The organism is Streptomyces africanus (assembly GCF_002150735.1).
Taxonomy (GTDB): domain Bacteria; phylum Actinomycetota; class Actinomycetes; order Streptomycetales; family Streptomycetaceae; genus Streptomyces; species Streptomyces africanus.
In genome coordinates this window covers 1-18,431 of record NZ_MUKA01000271.1, presented here as the reverse complement: position 1 = coordinate 18,431, position 18,431 = coordinate 1, and the positions used below count along the sequence as shown (strand labels likewise).

The window sequence follows — 18,431 nt, the reverse complement described above, 5'->3', positions numbered from 1 at the left end:
GGGTGGGTGCGCAGCCCGGCGGAGCGGGGTGCCGCTGCGCCCACCCGTGCCGCCCCAGCGGCACGACTGCCCGCAGCTGCGCAAGGGTGGGCCCCCGGCCTGCGGGCCAGGGGTCCTTCCCTTATTTCCCCGGGTCAGAAGAGCATGCCGTTGCCCGGGGTTGTCGCTCCGGCCAGAAAGATGATGGCCAGGAGCGTGTCGATGGCACCCAGGACCAGGGCGACCACGGCCGTGGCCGGGCGCGAGCCCGCCCACGTGCGGCCCATGGCGAGCCAGCCGCAGACGATCGCCACGGGGCCGAGGATGATCCCCAGCACGAAGAATCCGGCGACCGCGCAGATGGCTCCGATGATTCCGAGCGTCGCGCGATCCGGCCCGGTCCGTGACCACGTCCGGCCACGTGAGCGGGGGTGCCTGCGCGTTCCGTGTCCGAAGCTCGCCATCATCAACTCCCGTAAACCCTCAGTCGGTTGGGGTTCGGTTCGGGTACGACATGGCGAGTACCCCCAAACGAGGCCTCAATCCCGCTGCTTGCGCGCCACCCCCCTCCGGCAGCGCGCCGCAGCGTCCGCCCTCCAGGCCCTGCGGAGGACGTGACCCACTGTGACCTGCGATGCCCGCCGGAGGGGAGGGGGCGGCGGTCTTGTTCACCCTGATAGGCGAACACCCGGAAAAGGACCGTCAGATGTGCGCCGCGCCCGCGCCGGCGCCCGCGTTCTCACCGCGCTTGGTGAGGAACGCCACCAGCACCGCCACCACGGCGACGCCGCAGGCGACGAGGGACGCCGCGCTCATGCCGGAGATGAACGTGTCGTGCGCGACGCCCGCGATCTTCGCGGCGATCGCGTCCGGCGTCCCCGGCGCCACCGGCGGGACACCGACCTGGACCGCCTCGGACGCCTGGTGCTCCTGCTCCGGCGTGAGCGGCGGGAGCCCCGCCTTCGTCCAGTTGCCCGCGAGGTCGCTGTTGACCTTGGAGGCCATCACGGCGCCCAGCACGGCCGTACCGAGGCTGCCGCCGATCTGCATGGCGGCCTGCTGGAGACCGCCCGCCACGCCCGACAGCTCCATCGGGGCGTTGCCGACGATGACTTCGGTCGCGCCGACCATGACCGGCGCGAGGCCGAGGCCGAGGAGGGCGAACCAGAGCGACATGATGCCGCTGCCGGTGTCCGTCTCCAGCGTCGACATCCCGTACATGGCGATCGCGGTGAGCGCCATACCGCCGGCGAGCGGGACGCGGGGGCCGAACTTGGTGATCATCGCGCCGGCGAGCGGCGAGCCGACGATCATCATGCCGGTGAGCGGCAGCAGGTGCAGACCCGCGTCGACCGGGCCCATGCCGTGCACGTTCTGGAGGTAGAACGTCACGAAGAACAGGCCGCCCATGAAGGCGATGGCCATCAGGACCATCAGCACGACACCGGCGGACAGCGCCACGGAGCGGAACAGCGCGAGCGGGATCAGCGGCTCCTTCACCTTCGTCTCCCAGAAGGCGAACAGCGCGAAGCCCAGTACGGAGGCGCCGAGGAACGCCAGCGTCTTGGCGTCGCCCCAGCCCCACTCCGACGGCGGGGCCTTGATGAGCGCCCACACCAGGCAGAACACGGAGGTCGACAGCAGGGCGATGCCCAGGAGGTCGAAGGAGCGCGGGGCGTTCTCGGCGCGGTGGTCGAGCAGGATCAGCACGCCGAGGACGACGGCGAGGACACCGACCGGCACGTTGATGAAGAACACCGACTGCCAGTTGACGTGCTCGACGAGCACGCCGCCGAGGATCGGGCCGCCGGCGGTGGACGCGCCGATGACCATGCCCCAGATGCCGATCGCCATGTTGAGCTTCTCGGCCGGGAAGGTGGCCCGCAGCAGGCCGAGCGCGGCCGGCATCAGCAGCGCGCCGAAGAGGCCCTGCAGGACGCGGAAGGTGACGACCAGCGCGATGCTGTCGGACAGACCGATGGCCCCCGAGGCGGCGGCGAAGCCGACGACGCCGATGAGGAAGGTCTGCCGGTGACCGAAGCGGTCGCCGAGCTTGCCCGCGGTGATCAGGGAGACCGCGAGGGCGAGGAAGTATCCGTTGGTGATCCACTGGACCTGGGCGAAGGTGGCACCCAGGTCCTTCTGTATCGCGGGGTTGGCTATGGCCACGATGGTGCCGTCGAGGGCCACCATCATGACCCCCACTGCGACGGTGATGAGGGTGAGCCAGGGGTGCCCTCGCAGCCCCTTGCCCGGCGTCGCGTCCGACGGCGTCGCCGGTGTGTTGCCCCCCGACCCCGTCGTGTCGATGGTGGTCTGACTAGTCATGCTTCGAGGCTAATGACAGCCACTGACAATTGACAAACCAATTCACAAGTCGGTAACTGACATGTCACCTTCCCTCTAGCCTGAACTGGGCAAACACCGAAGAGAGGCACCTCTTGAACCTGCGCGAACGCAAGAAACAGCGCACCCGGGACGCGCTGCTGCGGGCCGCCCTGGAACTGTTCGCCACGCGCGGGTACGAGGAGACGACCGTCGACGACATCGCCGCCGCCGTCGACGTCTCGCAGCGCACCTTCTTCCGCTACTTCGCGGGCAAGGAGGAGACGGCGTTCTACGTGCCGCGCCTCGCGGAGAACCAGGTCGTCGAGGCCGTACGGGTCCGCCCGCCGGGCGAGGCCCCGCTGGAGGCGCTGCGCCGGGCCGTACTGGAGAGCTGGGACACGATCAACGAGACGATCGAGGAGATCGTGCCGGTCGAGCTCCACCTGCGCGTCTACCGGGTGATCGAGTCGACGCCCGCGCTGCTCGCCGCCCATCTGCGGCGGGCGACGGAACTGGAGGAGGAGCTCGCGCGCATCATCGCCGAGCGCGAGGGGCTCGACGTGGACGCGGATCCGCGGCCCCGAATCGTCGTGGCCCTCTTCGGCGGAGTGATTCGTGTCACCGAGCGACTGTGGTCCGCGGGGGACGACCTCACGCTCGAAGGGATGCGTCAACTCACCGCCGCCTACCTGGATCAGGTGGGTCCCGCCCTGGCCGGGAACTGGCGTACAGAGCAGTCCCCTTAGCACATCCACCGAAACGTGATCCCGGTCACTTGGTTAACGCGAGACCCTCTCGTTCTCCTAGTGTGTCCTTTCAGTGACTTCCTTCGACACCACCCCGCAACTGAACGTCTGGCGCGCACTGCTCGCTCTGGCCGTCGTGTTCGTGATGCTGGCGACCACCGGCTGGACGGCCCTGCGCAACCAGCGGGGCGACACGCCGCTCCAGGCCTCGCTCTCCGCCTGGGAGCACGGCCGGATCGGCGGTCATCGGCTGCCGGACCCGCAGTCCCAGCCGACGAAGCTGGCCCGCTTCTTCACCTCGCTCACCGAGCGGGACCGCGCGAGCCTGGTCCGCAAGTACCCGCTCGCGGTCGGCAACATGAACGGCGCCCCCGTCGAACTGCGCTACCGCGCCAACCGCGTCGCGCTCGGCCAGGCACGCAAGGTCGAGCGGGACCGCATGCACGACAGCCGTCTCACCCCGTCCGGCAAGCACGAGGCCGCCCGCCGGATGCACCGCTTCGACGACCTCATGGAGAAGGGCCGCCACATCCTCGCCTTCGATCCCGAGGGTTCGGGGCGGGTGGCGGAGGTCTTCGGCGACCTGCGCGAGGCGGACCGGGTCTCGGTCGTCGTGCCCGGTGTGGACACCGACCTGCTCACCTTCCAGCGCACCCAGCGCAAGTACGCGGCGCCCGTCGGCATGGCCGAGTCCCTGTACGCGGCCGAGCGGACGGCGAGCCCCTCGACCCGTACGGCCGTGATCGCCTGGGCCGACTACACGGCACCCAGCGGACTCGGCATCGACTCGGCCACGGGGTTGCGCGCCGAGGAGGGGGCCGTACGGCTGAACGCGCTGGTGCGTGCTCTGCCGGGCGGCTCGCCGGTCTCGCTGTTCTGCCACAGCTACGGCTCGGTGGTGTGCGGGGTCGCCGCGCGCTCGCTGCCGGGCCGGGTGTCCGACATCGCGGTGGCCGGCAGCCCCGGCATGCGCGCGCAGAAGGCCGCCCAGCTGCACACCACCGCCCGGGTGTGGGCGATGCGGGACACCGACGACTGGATCCAGGACGTGCCGTACCTGGAGCTCGGAGGGCTGGGCCACGGGGCCGACCCGGTGTCGGCCGGGTTCGGTGCGCGGGTGCTGTCGGCGCAGGGTGCGAAGGGTCACGCCGGCTACTTCGAGCCGGGTACGGCAAGTCTGATGAATTTCGCAGAGATCGGCGTTGGCGCATACCGCTCGGTGCACTGCGCGCACGAAGACGGCGTCTGCCGGACCGGTTTGTCCGGCACGGCCGCGGCCTGACGCGCGTAGAGGCGAAGAAACTGCGGTCTGCTCGGGAGGGGGACGGAGGAGCGCGTGCCGCATACGATGAGCCGCATGGGTGACGTACTGGCCGGATTTCATGCCGCCTGGGAGTTCGAGTCCGACTCCGTGCTCATCCGTTACGAGCGGGGGATCCGAACACCCAAGCTCTTCCAGGCGCTGGGGGAACGTCGTGTGCCCCTGGACGCCATCGCCGGGGTGACACTGACCCGCGGGAAGCGCGGCACGGTGGTGCTGCGCGTCGAGCCGCGGCCCGGTGCGGATCCGTTGATGGAGGCCGCCGCCGGACAGCTCAAGGACAGCGGCGATCCCTACCGGCTGGTGCTGCCCGCCGAGCGGGAGGTCCTCGCGGAGTACTACGCCGACGAGTTGCGGTCGCTGCTGACGGAGTCGGAGGCGGGGCCGGCGGAGCGGTTCCTCGTGGAGCCGCCGAAGGGGCCGTTGTCCTTCAAGGCGTACGACGGGAAGGCCTCGTTCGACGGGCGGACGGTGAACTTCCGGTGGTTCTGGACGGGGGCGTCGTCGGCGAAGTGGAAGGCCGGCGACCAGAGTTTCCCCGTCGGGGAGCTGAACGGGGTGGAGTGGCGCTCGCCCGAGGTCTTCGAGGGGCATCTGCGGTTGTTGCGCCGGAATGCGGAAGCGTCGGCGGCTCAGGCCGATCAGGATCCCGCGGCGGTGGTCTTCGGGCTGGGGTACGGCCCCGTGCACGAGTCGCTGCCGTTCGCTGCCGCGGTGTTGGCGGCGGTGCGGACGTCGAGTCCGGTGGCCGCGGTGCCCGCGCCGCGGCGGGATCCCGCGGACATTGCCGAGCGGATCCGTCACCTGGGTGAGCTACATCAGGCCGGATTGGTGACGGATGAGGAGTTTTCGGTCAAAAAGGCCGAGTTGTTGGCGGAGCTCTAGCGTCTGCCGGGTGTCTGTGGGGCGGCGGGCGCGGGTTGGGTGTGGTTGTTCGCGCAGTTCCCCGCGCCCTCAAAGAGGGAACCTTTCCTACTCCCTGCCTGCCGAAGTGAAGGCCATGTCCGCGTAGCGGTTGCCTGCCACCTGGGATGCGATCGGGTCCAGCAGTGACAGTTCCTCTTCCGTCAGGACGATCCTGGTCGCCGCCACGTTCTCCTCGACCCTCGTCGGCTTGCGCGTGCCGGGGATCGGGATGACCGGGAGGTTGTGGACCCCTGCCTGCTGCTGGACCCAGGCCAGGGCGATCTGGCCCGGGGTCGCGTCATGGGACGAGGCGATCGTGCGGATCGGCTCCAGCAGGGCGGCGTTGCGTGCCGCGTTGTCCCCCGTGAAACGGGGCTGCTGGCGGCGGAAGTCGTCGGAGGTCAGGTCCTCGGCCTTGGCGAAGGAGCCCGTGAGGAAGCCGCGGCCGAGCGGGGAGTAGGGGACCAGGGCCACGCCCAGGTCGCGGGCCGCGGGGACGACCTTCGGCTCGATGTCACGGCTGAACAGCGACCACTCCGACTGCACGGCCGCGATCGGGTGCACCGCGTGGGCGGCGCGGAGTTCGTCCGCCGTCACCTCGCTCAGGCCCAGGTGCTTGACCTTGCCCTCGCGGACCAGGTCGGCCATGGTGCCGACGCTCTCCTCTATCGGCACGTTCACATCGCGCCGGTGCATGTAGTAGAGGTCGATGACGTCGACGTCGAGGCGCTTCAGGCTCTCCTCGACGGCCTGGCGGATGTAGGGCGGGTCGTTGCGGACGATACGGCGCGTCGGGTCGTCCGGGGGGATCGACAGGGCGAACTTGGTCGCGATGACGACCTCGTCGCGGTGTGCCTTGAAGAACGGTGACAGGAACCGCTCGTTCTCGCCGGCGCCGTACGCGTCGGCCGTGTCGTAGAGGGTGACGCCCAGTTCGAGCGCCCGTTCGAGGGTGGCCCGGGAGGCGTCCGCGTCCGAGGGGCCGTAGCCGAAGCTCATGCCCATGCAGCCGAGGCCCTGGACGCCGACCTCCGGGCCGTTGTCGCCGAGCTTCGCCGTCGTGATCCTGCCGTCCGTCATCGGGACCTCTCCGACGCCAGGGCCCGCCCGGCGTCCGCGTAGAAACTGATCTTCCGGTCGAGCACGGCGAGCGTGCCCCGGAGTTCGTCGATCCTGGCCAGCACGTCCTCGCGGGTCGTCTTCAGCAGCTCGAAGCGCTCGCCGTAGGTGTGGTCGCCCTCACGCACGAGTTCCGCGTACCGGACCATGTCGGCGACCGGCATGCCCGTCAGGCGGAGCTTGCCGACGAGGTCGAGCCAGTCGAGGTCTCGGTTGGTGTAGCGGCGCTGGCCGGTGTGGGACCGGTCGATGTGCGGCATCAGGCCGATGCGCTCGTACCAGCGCAGGGTGTGCGCCGTCAGGCCGGTCAGGGCGACGACCTCACTGATCGTGTAGCAGTCCTCGCCGTCCGGACGCCGGTTCTGCTGGGGCGGGCCGGCGCAGCTGTCGGTCCTGGTACCCGTGGTCTCCATCACCGTCATGGCCCCAACGCTAGAACCTTGGAGTGCACTCCAAGCAAGCGCCGACGGTAAGAAATCGGCAGGACGTTTCTTGATCCGGCTGGTTAGCGTAGGGCGTCATGAGTGCCGTACGCCGCGCCCTGCCCGAGGACGCCGAGGAAGTCCTCCGCCTGCGCCAGATCATGATCGACTCGATGTTCGGCGACCCCTCCGCCGCCTGGCACGGGGAGTCGCTCCCCACGCTGAGGGCCAAACTGGGCGAGGAGCACGGGGACTTCACGGCGTTCGTCGTGGACCACCCGGAGCGGCCGGGAGCGCTGGCGTCGCTGGTCGCCGGGACGATCGACTACCGCATCGGGAAGTCGGGCGAGCCGCGGGGCATGGTGGGCTTCGTCTTCAGCGTCGCCACCGACCCGTCCGCCCGGCGCCGTGGATATGCGCGCGCGTGCATGACGACGCTGCTGGAGTGGTTCCGCGAGCGGGGCGCCCGGCGCGTGCAGCTCACCGCCTCACCGGAGGCCGAGCCGCTGTACGTCTCCCTCGGTTTCCGGCCCAAGCCCGACCCCTTGCTGGAGCTGACGCTCTGAGCGCATAGGCTCGAACGCATGTCGCTGAAGAGCCTCGCGTTGATCGAGAACTGGCCGGTTCCCACCGCCGCGGCGGGTGTCGTACGGGCGGACGGGACCGTGCTGGGCACCCACGGGCCGGCCGGACAGCGGTTCCCGCTCGCGTCGGTGACCAAGCCGCTCGCCGCCTACGCGGTGCTCGTCGCCTACGAGGAGGGGGCCGTCGAGCTCGACGAGCCCGCCGGTCCGGCCGGGTCGACGGTCCGGCACCTGCTCGCGCACACCTCGGGCCTCGCCTTCGACGAGCACAAGGTCACGGCCCCGCCCGGGGAACGGCGGCTGTACTCCAACGCCGGCTTCGAGCAGCTCGGCGACCACGTCGCGAAGGCGACCGACATCCCGTTCGGGGAGTACCTGCGGCAGGCCGTGCTGGAGCCGCTGGGGATGACCTCGACGACCCTGGACGGCTCTCCGGCCAAGGACGGCGTGTCCACGGTCGAGGACCTGCTGCGGTTCGCGGCCGAGGTGCAGGCCCCGCGCCTGCTGGACCCCCGTACGGTCGCCGAGGCGATGACCGTGCACTACCCGGGCACGAAGGGCGTCCTGCCGGGGTACGGGCACCAGAACCCCAACGACTGGGGGCTCGGCTTCGAGATCCGCGACTCCAAGTCGCCGCACTGGACGGGCTCTTCGTCCTCGCCCCGCACCTTCGGACATTTCGGGCAGTCGGGTACGTTCCTGTGGATCGACCCCGACGCGCGGGCCGCGTGCGTCGCGCTGACGGACCGGGCGTTCGGGCCCTGGGCGATCGAGGCGTGGCCGGCGTTCACGGACGCGGTGCTGGCCGGCCTCTAGGTCATCTGGTTCATCTCCCAGACGAGCAGCTCCGCCTCCGTCACGCCCTCGGCCTCCAGGCCCTTCGCCTCGGTGATCCGGGCCGCGTCGCCGGCGCCCAGCGTCTCGCCGTCCAGGCGCACCTCCCCGCGTACGACGTGCACGTACGCGTACGCCGCGTCCGGTACCGCCGTCCGCTCCCCCGCCCCCAGGCGCCGTACGTGCAGCATCGCGCCGGCCTCCGGGACGGCGTAGGGCGTCGAGTCGGCGATGCCGTGGACGACCTCGTAGTACGGGTCGCCGCCGGGCCGGAGCGGGGCCAGCCACATCTGGACGAAGGTGAGGGGGCCGGGGCCGTCGTTGCGCTCCACGTGCCGCACCCCGCCCGCCGAGCTCAGCCGCTGGACGTCCCCCTGGCGCACCACCGACTCGTGCCCGGTGGAGTCCCGGTGCGTCAGCTCGCCCTGAACGACCCACGTCACGATCTCGGTGTGGCTGTGCGGATGCTCGTCGAAGCCGGCGCCGGGCGCCAGGCGCTCCTCGTTGCAGGCGATCACCGCGCCGAAACGGAGGTTGTCCGGGTCGTAGTGCGGCCCGAAGGAGAAGGCGTGCCGGCTCTCGATTCCGGCCGCCGGGTCACCGCCCCGGTAGCGCTCTTCGGCGCGCCGAATGTCCATCACGGAGTCCACCGTAGACCCGCCGACGCACCTTCCCGTCCGGATAAGGCAGTCTTGTCCCGTGCCCGAACCCGAAACCAGCAAGAGCCAGGCCGCAGCCCATGACGTCCATCCGCACGCCGCGACGCTGAAGCGGCTGGAGAAGTCGTCCGGATCGCTCGCCGCGCAGGCCATCGCGCGGATGGAGAAGACGCTGCCCTGGTACCGGGCCATGCCCCCGGAGAACCGTTCCTGGATCGGTCTGGTCGCGCAGGCGGGTATCGCCGCCTTCACCGAGTGGTTCCGGCATCCGGACGCCCCGCAGGCCATCTCCACCGACGTGTTCGGAACCGCGCCGCGCGAGCTGACCCGGGCGATCACGCTGCGCCAGACCGTGGAGATGGTCCGCACCACCATCGAGGTCATGGAGTCCGCGATCGACGAGGTCGCGGCCCCCGGCGACGAGCGGGTGCTGCGCGAGGCCCTGCTCGTGTACGCCCGCGAGATCGCCTTCGCGACCGCCCAGGTGTACGCGCAGGCCGCCGAGGCACGCGGTGCCTGGGACGCCCGCCTGGAGTCCCTGGTCGTGAACGCCGTACTCAGCGGCGAGGCCGACGAGGGCGCCGTGTCCCGGGCCGCCGCTCTCGGGTGGAACTCGCCCGAGCACGTGTGTGTCGTGCTCGGCACCGCGCCCGACGGGGACAGCGAGCTGACCGTCGAGGCCATACGGCGCGCGGCGCGGCACGCCAAACTCCAGGTGCTCACCGGGGTGCTCGGCGACCGGCTGGTCGTCATCGCGGGCGGCAGCGACAACCCGCTGGCCGTCGCCAAGTCGCTCATCGGCCCGTTCGCGGCCGGGCCGGTCGTGGCGGGCCCGGTGGTGCCCGACCTCCAGGCCGCGACCCGGTCCGCGCAGGCCGCGGCGGCGGGCCTCAAGGCGTGTTCCGCCTGGCAGGACGCCCCGCGCCCGGTGCTGGCGGACGACCTGCTCCCGGAGCGGGCCATGGCCGGTGACCCCGCGGCCCGCGACCAACTGGTGGAGGAGATCTACAGACCGCTGGAGGAGGCCGGGGCCGCGCTCCTGGAAACCCTCAGCGTCTATCTCGAACAGGCGAGCAGTCTCGAAGGCGCCGCCCGGATGCTGTTCGTCCATCCCAACACCGTCCGCTACCGGCTTCGACGTGTGACTGACGTCACCGGCTGGTCACCCTCCGATGTACGCTCTGCGTTCACCCTGCGGATCGCGCTGATCCTGGGGCGTCTGGTCGATGGAGATCTCCAGCCCTAAGGTTTTGTCGGGGCTCGACAAAACCCCCTCGTGTTCTTCGTCCCTGTCCCCACGGGCGGCCGTGCCCGTCCCCAAGAGAGAGTGTGAGAGTGCTCGTACTCGTCGCTCCCGGCCAGGGCGCCCAGACGCCCGGCTTCCTGTCTGCATGGCTCGACTTCCCCGGTGTCCGCGGTGCCCTCGAGGCCTGGTCGGACGCCGCGGGACTCGACCTGATCCGTTACGGCACCGAGGCCGACGCGGAGGAGATCCGCGACACCGCGGTGGCCCAGCCGCTGCTGGTCGCGGCCGGACTGGCGTCCGCGTCGATGCTGTTCGACGACCCGGCCGACCTCCCGCGGAAGGTCGGCGCCATCGCCGGTCACAGCGTCGGTGAGTTCACCGCGGCCTCGCTCGCCGGAGTGCTCCCCCACGAGGAGGCGCTCCGTCTGGTCCGCACCCGCGGGCTCGCCATGGCCGAGGCCGCCGCCGTCACGGAGACGGGCATGGCCGCGCTGCTGGGCGGCGACCCCGAAGTGACGGTTCCGCACCTGGAGAAGCTGGGCCTGACCCCGGCGAACATCAACGGCGCGGGCCAGATCGTGGCGGCCGGCACCAAGGAGCAGCTCGCCGCGCTGGAGGCGGACAAGCCCGAGGGCGTGCGCAAGGTCGTCGCGCTGAAGGTCGCCGGAGCGTTCCACACGCACCACATGGCTCCCGCGGTCGAGACGCTGGCGAAGGCCGCCGCCGAGGCCCGGGGCACCGGTGACCCGAAGGTCACCTACGTCTCCAACAAGGACGGGCAGGCCGTCGCCGCCGGCAGCGAGGTGCTGGAGCGTCTGGTCGGCCAGGTCGCCAACCCGGTCCGCTGGGACCTGTGCATGGAGACCTTCAAGGAGCTCGGTGTCACGGCTCTGATCGAGGTGTGCCCCGGCGGGACCCTCACCGGCCTCGCCAAGCGCGCCCTGCCCGGGGTGAAGACGCTGGCCCTGAAGTCCCCCGCCGACCTCGACGCGGCTCGCGAGCTCATCGCCGAGCAGAGTGCCTGAGAAGGAGCCCGAGAGCATGGCGAAGATCAAGCCCAGCAAGGGCGCCGCGTACGCGCGGATCCTCGGCGTCGGCGGCTACCGCCCGACCCGGGTCGTGCCGAACGAGGTGATCCTGGAGACGATCGAGTCCTCCGACGAGTGGATCCGTTCGCGCTCCGGCATCGAGACGCGGCACTGGGCCTCCGACGAGGAGACCGTCGCCGCGATGTCGCTGGAGGCCTCCGGCAAGGCCATCGCGGACGCGGGCATCTCCGCCGAGCAGATCGGCGGCGTGATCGTCTCGACCGTCTCGCACTTCAAGCAGACCCCGGCCGTGGCCACCGAGATCGCCGACAAGCTGGGCACCGCCAAGGCCGCCGCCTTCGACATCTCGGCGGGCTGCGCGGGCTTCGGCTACGGCCTCACGCTCGCCAAGGGCATGATCGTCGAGGGCTCGGCCGAGTACGTCCTGGTGATCGGCGTCGAGCGGCTGAGCGACCTGACCGACCTGGAGGACCGCGCGACGGCCTTCCTGTTCGGCGACGGTGCCGGCGCGGTCGTGGTCGGCCCGTCCCCGGAGCCCGCGATCGGCCCGACCGTGTGGGGCTCGGAGGGTGACAAGTCCGACACCATCAAGCAGACCGTGCCGTGGACGGACTACCGCAACGGGACGGTCGAGAAGTTCCCCGCGATCACCCAGGAAGGCCAGGCGGTGTTCCGCTGGGCCGTGTTCGAGATGGCGAAGGTCGCCCAGCAGGCGCTGGACGCGGCCGGGATCACCGTGGACGACCTGGACGTCTTCATCCCGCACCAGGCCAACGTGCGGATCATCGACTCGATGGTGAAGACACTGAAACTGCCGGAGCACGTCACGGTCGCCCGTGACATCCGCACCACCGGCAACACCTCGGCCGCCTCGATCCCGCTCGCGATGGAGCGGCTCCTGGCGACCGGCGAGGCGAAGAGCGGCGACACCGCGCTCGTCATCGGCTTCGGGGCGGGTCTCGTCTACGCCGCGACTGTCGTTACCCTCCCCTAGGCACTCCGTGCCGGATCATGCGGTCCGGTACAGGAGAAACACCTGCCACACCCTCTGGAACATCTACGAAGGAGCGCCGACATGGCCGCCACTCAGGAAGAGATCGTCGCCGGTCTCGCCGAGATCGTGAACGAGATCGCCGGCATCCCGGTTGAGGACGTCCAGCTGGACAAGTCCTTCACCGACGACCTGGACGTCGACTCGCTGTCCATGGTCGAGGTCGTCGTCGCCGCCGAAGAGCGCTTCGACGTCAAGATCCCGGACGAGGACGTCAAGAACCTCAAGACCGTCGGCGACGCGACCGACTACATCCTCAAGCACCAGGGCTGATCGGTCGATCAGGCCTTCGGGCTGACTGCCCCGCCACCCGGCGGTGGCGCCGCTTAATCCTCGGATCCGTTGGAGAAAGAATTCCCGTGAGCTCGACCAATCGCACCGTGGTCGTCACCGGTATCGGCGCAACCACACCGCTGGGTGGCGACGTAGCCTCTACCTGGGAGGGCCTGGTCGCCGGACGTTCCGGCGTCAAGCCCCTGGAGCAGGACTGGGCCGCCGAGCAGGCGGTCCGTATCGCGGCGCCCGTCGCCGTGGAACCGACCGAGGTCATCCCGCGGCCGCAGGCCCGCCGCCTCGACCGCTCGGCGCAGTTCGCGCTGGTCGCGGCCAAGGAGGCGTGGGCGGACGCCGGTTTCGAGGCGAAGGCCGGCGAGGACCCGGCCGTCGACCCGGACCGGCTCGGCGCGGTCATCGCCTCCGGCATCGGCGGCGTGACGACACTCCTCGACCAGTACGACGTGCTCAAGGAGAAGGGCGTCCGCCGCGTCTCCCCGCACACCGTGCCCATGCTGATGCCCAACAGCCCGTCGGCCAACGTGGGCTTGGCCGTGGGTGCCCGGGCGGGCGTGCACACGCCGGTCTCCGCCTGCGCCTCGGGCGCCGAGGCCATCGGCTACGCCATCGAGATGATCCGCACCGGCCGTGCCGACGTCGTCGTCGCCGGTGGTACGGAGGCGGCGATCCACCCGCTGCCCATCGCCGCGTTCGGCAACATGATGGCGATGTCCAAGAACAACGACGACCCGCAGGGCGCGTCACGTCCCTACGACGTGGCCCGCGACGGCTTCGTCCTCGGCGAGGGCGCCGGTGTCGTCGTCCTGGAGTCCGCCGAGCACGCCGCCAAGCGCGGGGCCCGGGTGTACGCCGAGGCGGTCGGGCAGGGCATCTCCGCCGACGCGCACGACATCGTGCAGCCGGAGCCGGAGGGGCGGGGCATCTCGAAGGCCCTGCAGAACCTGCTGGAGCGCACCGACCTGGACCCGGCGGAGATCGTGCACGTCAACGCGCACGCGACGTCGACGCCGGCCGGTGACATCGCCGAGCTGAAGGCGCTGCGGAAGGTGTTCGGTGACGACACCGACCACATCGCGGTGTCCGCGACGAAGTCGATGACCGGGCATCTGCTCGGTGGTGCGGGTGGTGTCGAGACGGTGGCGACCGTGCTCGCGCTGTACCACCGGGTGGCTCCGCCGACGATCAACGTGGAGAACCTCGACCCCGAGGCCGAGGCGAACGCGGACGTCGTGCGGGGTGAGGCCCGGAAGCTGCCGGTCGACGGGCGTCTCGCCGCGCTGAACGACTCGTTCGGGTTCGGTGGGCACAACGTGGTGCTGGCGTTCCGGACGGTTTGATTTCGCCTTCACGGCGAGTGGCCCGGACTCTTCGTGAGTTCGGGCCACTCGCCGTTTTGTGTCGTGTTGTGTGCCGGGTGCGGGCCGGTGGGGGTTGTTCGCGCCCACGCGGCGGAGCCGCAAATCGAAACAGCCCCGCGCCCCTGAAAGCCAAAAACAGGCCCTACACCACCTGGTGGAGCCAGCGGACCGGGGCGCCTTCGCCCGCATATCTGAACGGCTCCAGTTCGTCGTCCCAGGGCTTGCCCAGGAGTTTGTTGAGCTCGGCCTCCAGGTCCGTCTCCCCGCGCCGGCTGCGTTGCAGGGCCGCGCGCAGGCGGTCCTCGGGGATGAGGATGTCGCCGTGGATGCCGGTGACCGCGTGGAAGATGCCCAGGTCGGGCGTGCAGCTGTAGCGTTCGCCCTCGGCGGTGGGGCAGGGTTCCGCGGTGACCTCGAAGCGGAGCAGGTGCCAGCCGCGGAGCGCGGAGGCGAGCTTGGACGCCGTGCCGGCCTGGCCCTGCCAGGAGAACTCCGAGCGCCAGGTGCCCGGGGCGGCGGGCTGACGGATCCAGTCCAGGCTCACGCGCGTACCGAGCACCCCGGCGACGGCCCACTCGACGTGCGGGCACAGCGCGCGCGGCGCCGAGTGCACGTACAGAACTCCACGTGTCGTCACCGGAACCTCCGGGCAGAGCGGGACATCTTGGAAACGGGCGGAACGGCTGTGACCGGGCGGGTCACGTTGATGGCGAGGCTACCGTGCGGTGACGCAAGGAGTGTGACGTACGGTCGGTCCCGGCGCCGGGAAACGCCCGCCATTCACCCAGGGGGACGCTTGTACGGGTGTGAGCCGTTGCACCTGATCGGCCGGGAACCCTCGTGCGTTGTTATGGGTTGGGGAGACAGGCACGGCGCGGCGAGGGGATGGACCAGGGATGCGGAAGCGAAGCCAACGCTCGCGCGTCGTTCTTGCCGTGGTCGTGGCGGCCGCCCTGGGTGCCGCCGGGTGTGACGCCGTCGGGGGCGACTCCCCCGCCCCGTCCGATTCGGCCAAGCCGTCGCCCAGGCCCACGCCCCTGTGGGACCGCAGCCCGAGTTCCGTCGCGGCCGTGGGCGACTCCATCACCCGGGGTTTTGACGCCTGTGATGTGCTGTCGGACTGCCCGGAGGCGTCCTGGGCGACCGGTGCGAGCCCCGAGGTCGACTCCCTCGCCGTCCGGCTGCTGGGGCGGACGGGGGCGGAGCGGCGGAGCTGGAACTACGCCGTGACCGGGGCGCGGATGGCGGACCTGCCGGGGCAGATCGACCGGGCCGTGCGGCGCAAGCCACAGCTGGTGACGGTGATGGTGGGGGCCAACGACGCCTGTCGGGCCACGCCCTCGGCGATGACCCCGGTCACGGAGTTCCGCGCTGACTTCGAGGACTCGATGCGCTCGCTGCGCACAGCGCTGCCCAAGGCCCAGGTGTTCGTGGCCAGCGTGCCGAACCTGAAGCGGCTGTGGTCGCAGGGGCGCACCAGCCCGCTGGGCAAGCAGGTCTGGCAGCTGGGCATCTGCCCGTCGATGCTGGGTGACGCGGACGCGGTGGACGCGACGGCGAACCTGCGGCGGAACACGGTGCAGAAGCGGGTGGAGGACTACAACAAGGTCCTCAAGGACGTCTGCGCCAAGGACAAGCGGTGCCGCTACGACGGGGGCGCGGTGTACGAGTACCGTTTCGGCACCACCCAGTTGAGCCGCTGGGACTACTTCCACCCGAGCGTGAACGGACAGGCCCGGTTGGCGGAGATCGCCTACCGGACCGTCACGGCGGAGCGGCCCTGACCCGGGGCCTGACTTAGAGTTCCGCACATGAACGAACTCTTCGGCACACTTTCCGACGGCACGCCAGTGCACCGCTGGACCCTGGAGCGGGCGGGCGTCCGGGTGCGGATCCTGTCGTACGGCGGAATCGTGCAGTCGGTCGAGGTGCCGGACCGGGACGGCCGGGCCGGGGACGTGGTGCTGGGGTTCCCCGGCCTCGACGGCTATCTCACGCACCCGGAGCCGTATCTCGGCGCCCTGGTCGGGCGGTACGCCAACCGGATCGCCGGGGCCCGGTTCCCGCTGGACGGGCGGACGTACGCGCTCGAACCGAACAACGGGCCGAACGCGCTGCACGGTGGCGTGCGGGGCTTCGACAAGCGGGTGTGGGAGGGGACGCCCGTCGAGCACGGTGTGCGGCTCGCGCGGGTCAGTCCGCACGGGGAGGAGGGCTTCCCGGGGCGGCTGGAGGTCTCGGCGACGTACACGCTCCAGGAGAGCGGGGCGCTGCGGATCGCGTACGAGGCGGTGACGGGCGCGCCGACCGTGGTGAACCTGACCAACCACAGCTACTTCAACCTGGCCGGTTCCGGTGACGCGGGCGGTCACGAACTGCGGCTGGCCGCCTCCCGGTACACGCCGGTGGACGCGGATCTGATCCCGACCGGCAGCCTGGACGACGTGACCGGTACGCGCTTCGACTTCCGTGAGGCGCGCAAGGCCGGCGCCGGCTACGACCACAACTTCGTGCTCGACAAGGGGGTGACGGACGTTCCGGAACAGGTCGCGGAGCTGCACGATCCGGCGTCCGGGCGGGTGCTGACGGTGGCGACCACCGAGCCCGGGCTCCAGCTGTACACCGCCGACCATCTGGGCGAGCCCTTCGCGCCGGGCGGCGGCATCGCGCTGGAGACCCAGCACTTCCCCGACTCCCCGAACCGGCCGGAGTTCCCGGGCACGGTGCTGCGACCGGGCGGGGTGTACCGCTCGGAGACGGTGTACGGGTTCGGCATCCGCTAGGGGGTGCCGGGGCTCCTGAGAGCCCACGAGCCCCGGTCCAGGGGTCAGGTCCCGGACCGGGGCTGCCATGTGGGGAACTTGTCCCGGATCAGACGTTAATCGTCGCGGTGATCCTGCGGTCCGTGATCGAGCGCCCGACCTGGATCTCGTACGAACCCTTCACACACGACCACGACATGGTCGTCTCGTCCCAGATCTCGAAGGCCCGGCGCGGCAGTTCGACGGTCGCCTCGACGCTCTCGCCGGGTCCCGCCTCCACGCTCGCGAAACCGGCCAGCCAGCGGGCCGGACGGGCGGGGTCGGGCTCGCCCGGGGCGAGGTAGAGCTGGACGACCTCGTGGCCGGGGCGGTCGCCGGTGTTGCGGAGGCGGACCTTCGCGGTGGTGGTGTCGGCGGCGCCTTCGACCTCGACCGACTCGTAGGTCCAGTCGGTGTAGCCGAGGCCGTGGCCGAAGGGGTAGGCGGGGGTGCGGCCCTGCTTCTCCCAGGCGCGGTAGCCGATGAAGACGTCCTCGTCGTAGGGGAGTTCGCCGCCCTGTGGGACGACCTGGGTGACCGGGGCGTCGGTCAGGGAGCCCCAGGTGGTGGGCAGCCGGCCGCCGGGCTCGTGGGCGCCGGTGAGCACGTCGGCGAGGGCCGCGCCGCCCTCCTGGCCGGGGAACCAGGTGAGGAGCACGGCGGCGACGTCCTCGCGCCACGGCATCTCCACCGGGGAGCCGGCGTTGACGACCACGACGGTGTTCGGGTTGGCGGCGGCGACGGCGCGGACCAGGTCGTCCTGGCGGCCGGGCAGGCGCAGGTCCGTGCGGTCGAAGCCCTCCGACTCGACGCGCTCGGTGGTGGCGACCACGACGACGGCCGTGTCGGCGGCCCGGGCGGCCGCTGCGGCCTCGGCGATCAGCTCGTCGGGGTCGCGCTGCGGGTCCTGGTGGGCGAGGGAGAAGCCGATGGTCCGCATGGGGTGGTCGCTGGGCGGCGGGACGGTGTAGGTCAGGGAGACCTCGACCGGTTCGCCCGTGGTCAGGTCGACCCGGGCGTGGGGCACCGGGGATCCGAAGAACGCCGCGAAGGGGTCGCCGTCCTCGGCGGGGCGCTGGACGTCGTCGAAGTACGTGGTGCCCGCGACGGTCAGCCGGAAGGGGCCGAGGCCCTTGAAGCCGAAGGTGTGCGTGCCGGTCTCGCGCGGGGTGAAGGTGCCCGTCAGCTCGACGGTCGCCAGGGTGTCGTGGGTGACGCCGTCGGGGAGGTCGTCGCCCATCCACTGGATGTGGCCGCCGGCGGCCGAGCGGGTGCCGATGACGGTGCCCTCGCTGTCGCGGCACACGGCGCGCAGCTCGAAGCCCTGGCCGGCGACGGGGAGTTCGGTGTTCGGGTCGGCGCCGAGGGCGTAGCCGATGCTGCCGTCGGGGAGGGCGGCGGTGAGGCCGTCGAGCGGGGAGACGGTCCGGGCGGGGAAGACGGTGGCGGAGCCGCCGCCGAGGACGCGGGCGTCGCGGGCGGCGGCGCCGATCAGCGCGATCCTGCCGGGCTTCAGCGGCAGCGCGCCGTTCTCGTTGCGGACGAGCACGAAGGAGCGGCGGGCGATCTCGCGGGCGAGCGATTCGCCGTGGACGGGCGCGGGCAGGTCGGTGACGGCCGGTTCGGCGCCCTCCAGGATGCCGACGCGGGCGGCGAGGCGCAGGACGCGGCGGACGGCCTCGTCGACCTGGGCCTCGTCGGCCTCGCCGTCCCGGACGGCGCGGGCGAGGGCCT

At 71.1% G+C, this 18,431-nt stretch carries 19 protein-coding genes; 12 read left to right on the top strand and 7 right to left on the bottom strand.

Annotated elements, in window-relative coordinates:
- Positions 1 to 134: 134 nt before the first annotated feature.
- On the bottom strand, positions 135 to 446 hold the full coding sequence (locus tag CCL05_RS30540) for a small hydrophobic protein (RefSeq protein ID WP_086563928.1): 312 nt from the start codon (positions 444 to 446) through the stop codon (positions 135 to 137).
- A gap of 235 nt (positions 447 to 681) precedes the next feature.
- Positions 682 to 2,307 carry an MFS transporter gene (locus CCL05_RS30535; protein WP_086563927.1) on the bottom strand — a complete coding sequence of 542 codons (1,626 nt, stop codon included), beginning with the start codon at positions 2,305 to 2,307 and terminating at the stop codon, positions 682 to 684.
- A gap of 113 nt (positions 2,308 to 2,420) precedes the next feature.
- Here CCL05_RS30535 and CCL05_RS30530 point away from each other — a divergent pair, with 113 nt between their 5' ends.
- From CCL05_RS30530 to CCL05_RS30520, 3 genes are all read left to right on the top strand, one after another.
- A complete protein-coding gene (locus tag CCL05_RS30530) occupies positions 2,421 to 3,053 on the top strand; it encodes a TetR family transcriptional regulator (RefSeq protein WP_244204466.1) in 633 nt (210 codons plus the stop codon).
- 73 nt (positions 3,054 to 3,126) lie between these two features.
- Positions 3,127 to 4,335 carry an alpha/beta hydrolase gene (locus CCL05_RS30525; protein WP_086563925.1) on the top strand — a complete coding sequence of 403 codons (1,209 nt, stop codon included), beginning with the start codon at positions 3,127 to 3,129 and terminating at the stop codon, positions 4,333 to 4,335.
- Positions 4,336 to 4,401: 66 nt separating this feature from the next.
- Positions 4,402 to 5,259 carry a DUF4429 domain-containing protein gene (locus CCL05_RS30520; RefSeq protein ID WP_086563924.1) on the top strand — a complete coding sequence of 286 codons (858 nt, stop codon included), beginning with the start codon at positions 4,402 to 4,404 and terminating at the stop codon, positions 5,257 to 5,259.
- A gap of 87 nt (positions 5,260 to 5,346) precedes the next feature.
- Here CCL05_RS30520 and CCL05_RS30515 read toward each other — a convergent pair whose 3' ends face one another.
- On the bottom strand, positions 5,347 to 6,360 hold the full coding sequence (locus tag CCL05_RS30515; RefSeq protein ID WP_086563923.1) for an aldo/keto reductase: 1,014 nt from the start codon (positions 6,358 to 6,360) through the stop codon (positions 5,347 to 5,349).
- Entirely contained in the window at positions 6,357 to 6,821 is a 465-nt protein-coding gene (locus CCL05_RS30510) for a MerR family transcriptional regulator (RefSeq protein ID WP_086563922.1), read from the bottom strand. Before CCL05_RS30510 ends, CCL05_RS30515 begins: the two co-directional genes overlap by 4 nt.
- Before the next feature lie 98 nt (positions 6,822 to 6,919).
- On the opposite strand from CCL05_RS30510, the gene CCL05_RS30505 reads away from it, so the two are divergent.
- Together CCL05_RS30505 and CCL05_RS30500 are read left to right on the top strand one after the other, a co-directional pair.
- Complete coding sequence (locus tag CCL05_RS30505) at positions 6,920 to 7,387, top strand: GNAT family N-acetyltransferase (protein WP_086563921.1); 468 nt, start codon at positions 6,920 to 6,922, stop codon at positions 7,385 to 7,387.
- Between the two features lie 18 nt (positions 7,388 to 7,405).
- A complete protein-coding gene (locus CCL05_RS30500) occupies positions 7,406 to 8,221 on the top strand; it encodes a serine hydrolase domain-containing protein (protein ID WP_086563920.1) in 816 nt (271 codons plus the stop codon).
- On the opposite strand, the gene CCL05_RS30495 is transcribed toward CCL05_RS30500, so the two are convergent.
- Entirely contained in the window at positions 8,218 to 8,877 is a 660-nt protein-coding gene (locus CCL05_RS30495; protein WP_086563929.1) for a pirin family protein, read from the bottom strand. The two genes, CCL05_RS30500 and CCL05_RS30495, sit on opposite strands and share 4 nt — an antisense overlap.
- Before the next feature lie 61 nt (positions 8,878 to 8,938).
- Between CCL05_RS30495 and CCL05_RS30490 the strand changes: the two genes are divergently transcribed.
- The 5 genes from CCL05_RS30490 to fabF all read left to right on the top strand — a co-directional run bounded on the left by CCL05_RS30490 (position 8,939) and on the right by fabF (position 13,875).
- Positions 8,939 to 10,144, top strand: a complete 1,206-nt coding sequence (locus CCL05_RS30490) for a PucR family transcriptional regulator (RefSeq protein WP_086563919.1) — start codon at positions 8,939 to 8,941, stop codon at positions 10,142 to 10,144.
- Positions 10,145 to 10,233: 89 nt separating this feature from the next.
- The gene (locus tag CCL05_RS30485) at positions 10,234 to 11,169 is read left to right on the top strand and encodes an ACP S-malonyltransferase (protein WP_086563918.1); all 936 of its coding nucleotides are present in this window, start codon (positions 10,234 to 10,236) and stop codon (positions 11,167 to 11,169) included.
- A 16-nt stretch (positions 11,170 to 11,185) separates the two neighbouring features.
- On the top strand, positions 11,186 to 12,187 hold the full coding sequence (locus tag CCL05_RS30480) for a ketoacyl-ACP synthase III (RefSeq protein ID WP_086563917.1): 1,002 nt from the start codon (positions 11,186 to 11,188) through the stop codon (positions 12,185 to 12,187).
- An 81-nt stretch (positions 12,188 to 12,268) separates the two neighbouring features.
- The gene (locus tag CCL05_RS30475) at positions 12,269 to 12,517 is read left to right on the top strand and encodes an acyl carrier protein (RefSeq protein WP_003989952.1); all 249 of its coding nucleotides are present in this window, start codon (positions 12,269 to 12,271) and stop codon (positions 12,515 to 12,517) included.
- An 86-nt stretch (positions 12,518 to 12,603) separates the two neighbouring features.
- Complete coding sequence (gene fabF / locus CCL05_RS30470; RefSeq protein ID WP_086563916.1) at positions 12,604 to 13,875, top strand: beta-ketoacyl-ACP synthase II; 1,272 nt, start codon at positions 12,604 to 12,606, stop codon at positions 13,873 to 13,875.
- Positions 13,876 to 14,038: 163 nt separating this feature from the next.
- On the opposite strand, the gene CCL05_RS30465 is transcribed toward fabF, so the two are convergent.
- Positions 14,039 to 14,533, bottom strand: coding sequence for a DUF3145 domain-containing protein (locus CCL05_RS30465; RefSeq protein ID WP_086563915.1), 495 nt, complete (start codon positions 14,531 to 14,533; stop codon positions 14,039 to 14,041).
- Between the two features lie 259 nt (positions 14,534 to 14,792).
- Here CCL05_RS30465 and CCL05_RS30460 point away from each other — a divergent pair, with 259 nt between their 5' ends.
- The gene (locus tag CCL05_RS30460; RefSeq protein ID WP_086563914.1) at positions 14,793 to 15,680 is read left to right on the top strand and encodes an SGNH/GDSL hydrolase family protein; all 888 of its coding nucleotides are present in this window, start codon (positions 14,793 to 14,795) and stop codon (positions 15,678 to 15,680) included.
- 27 nt (positions 15,681 to 15,707) lie between these two features.
- Complete coding sequence (locus tag CCL05_RS30455; RefSeq protein ID WP_086563913.1) at positions 15,708 to 16,679, top strand: aldose epimerase family protein; 972 nt, start codon at positions 15,708 to 15,710, stop codon at positions 16,677 to 16,679.
- An 88-nt stretch (positions 16,680 to 16,767) separates the two neighbouring features.
- Here CCL05_RS30455 and CCL05_RS30450 read toward each other — a convergent pair.
- On the bottom strand, positions 16,768 to 18,431 hold a 1,664-nt coding region (locus CCL05_RS30450), incomplete at its 5' end, for a glycoside hydrolase family 3 protein (protein ID WP_086563912.1).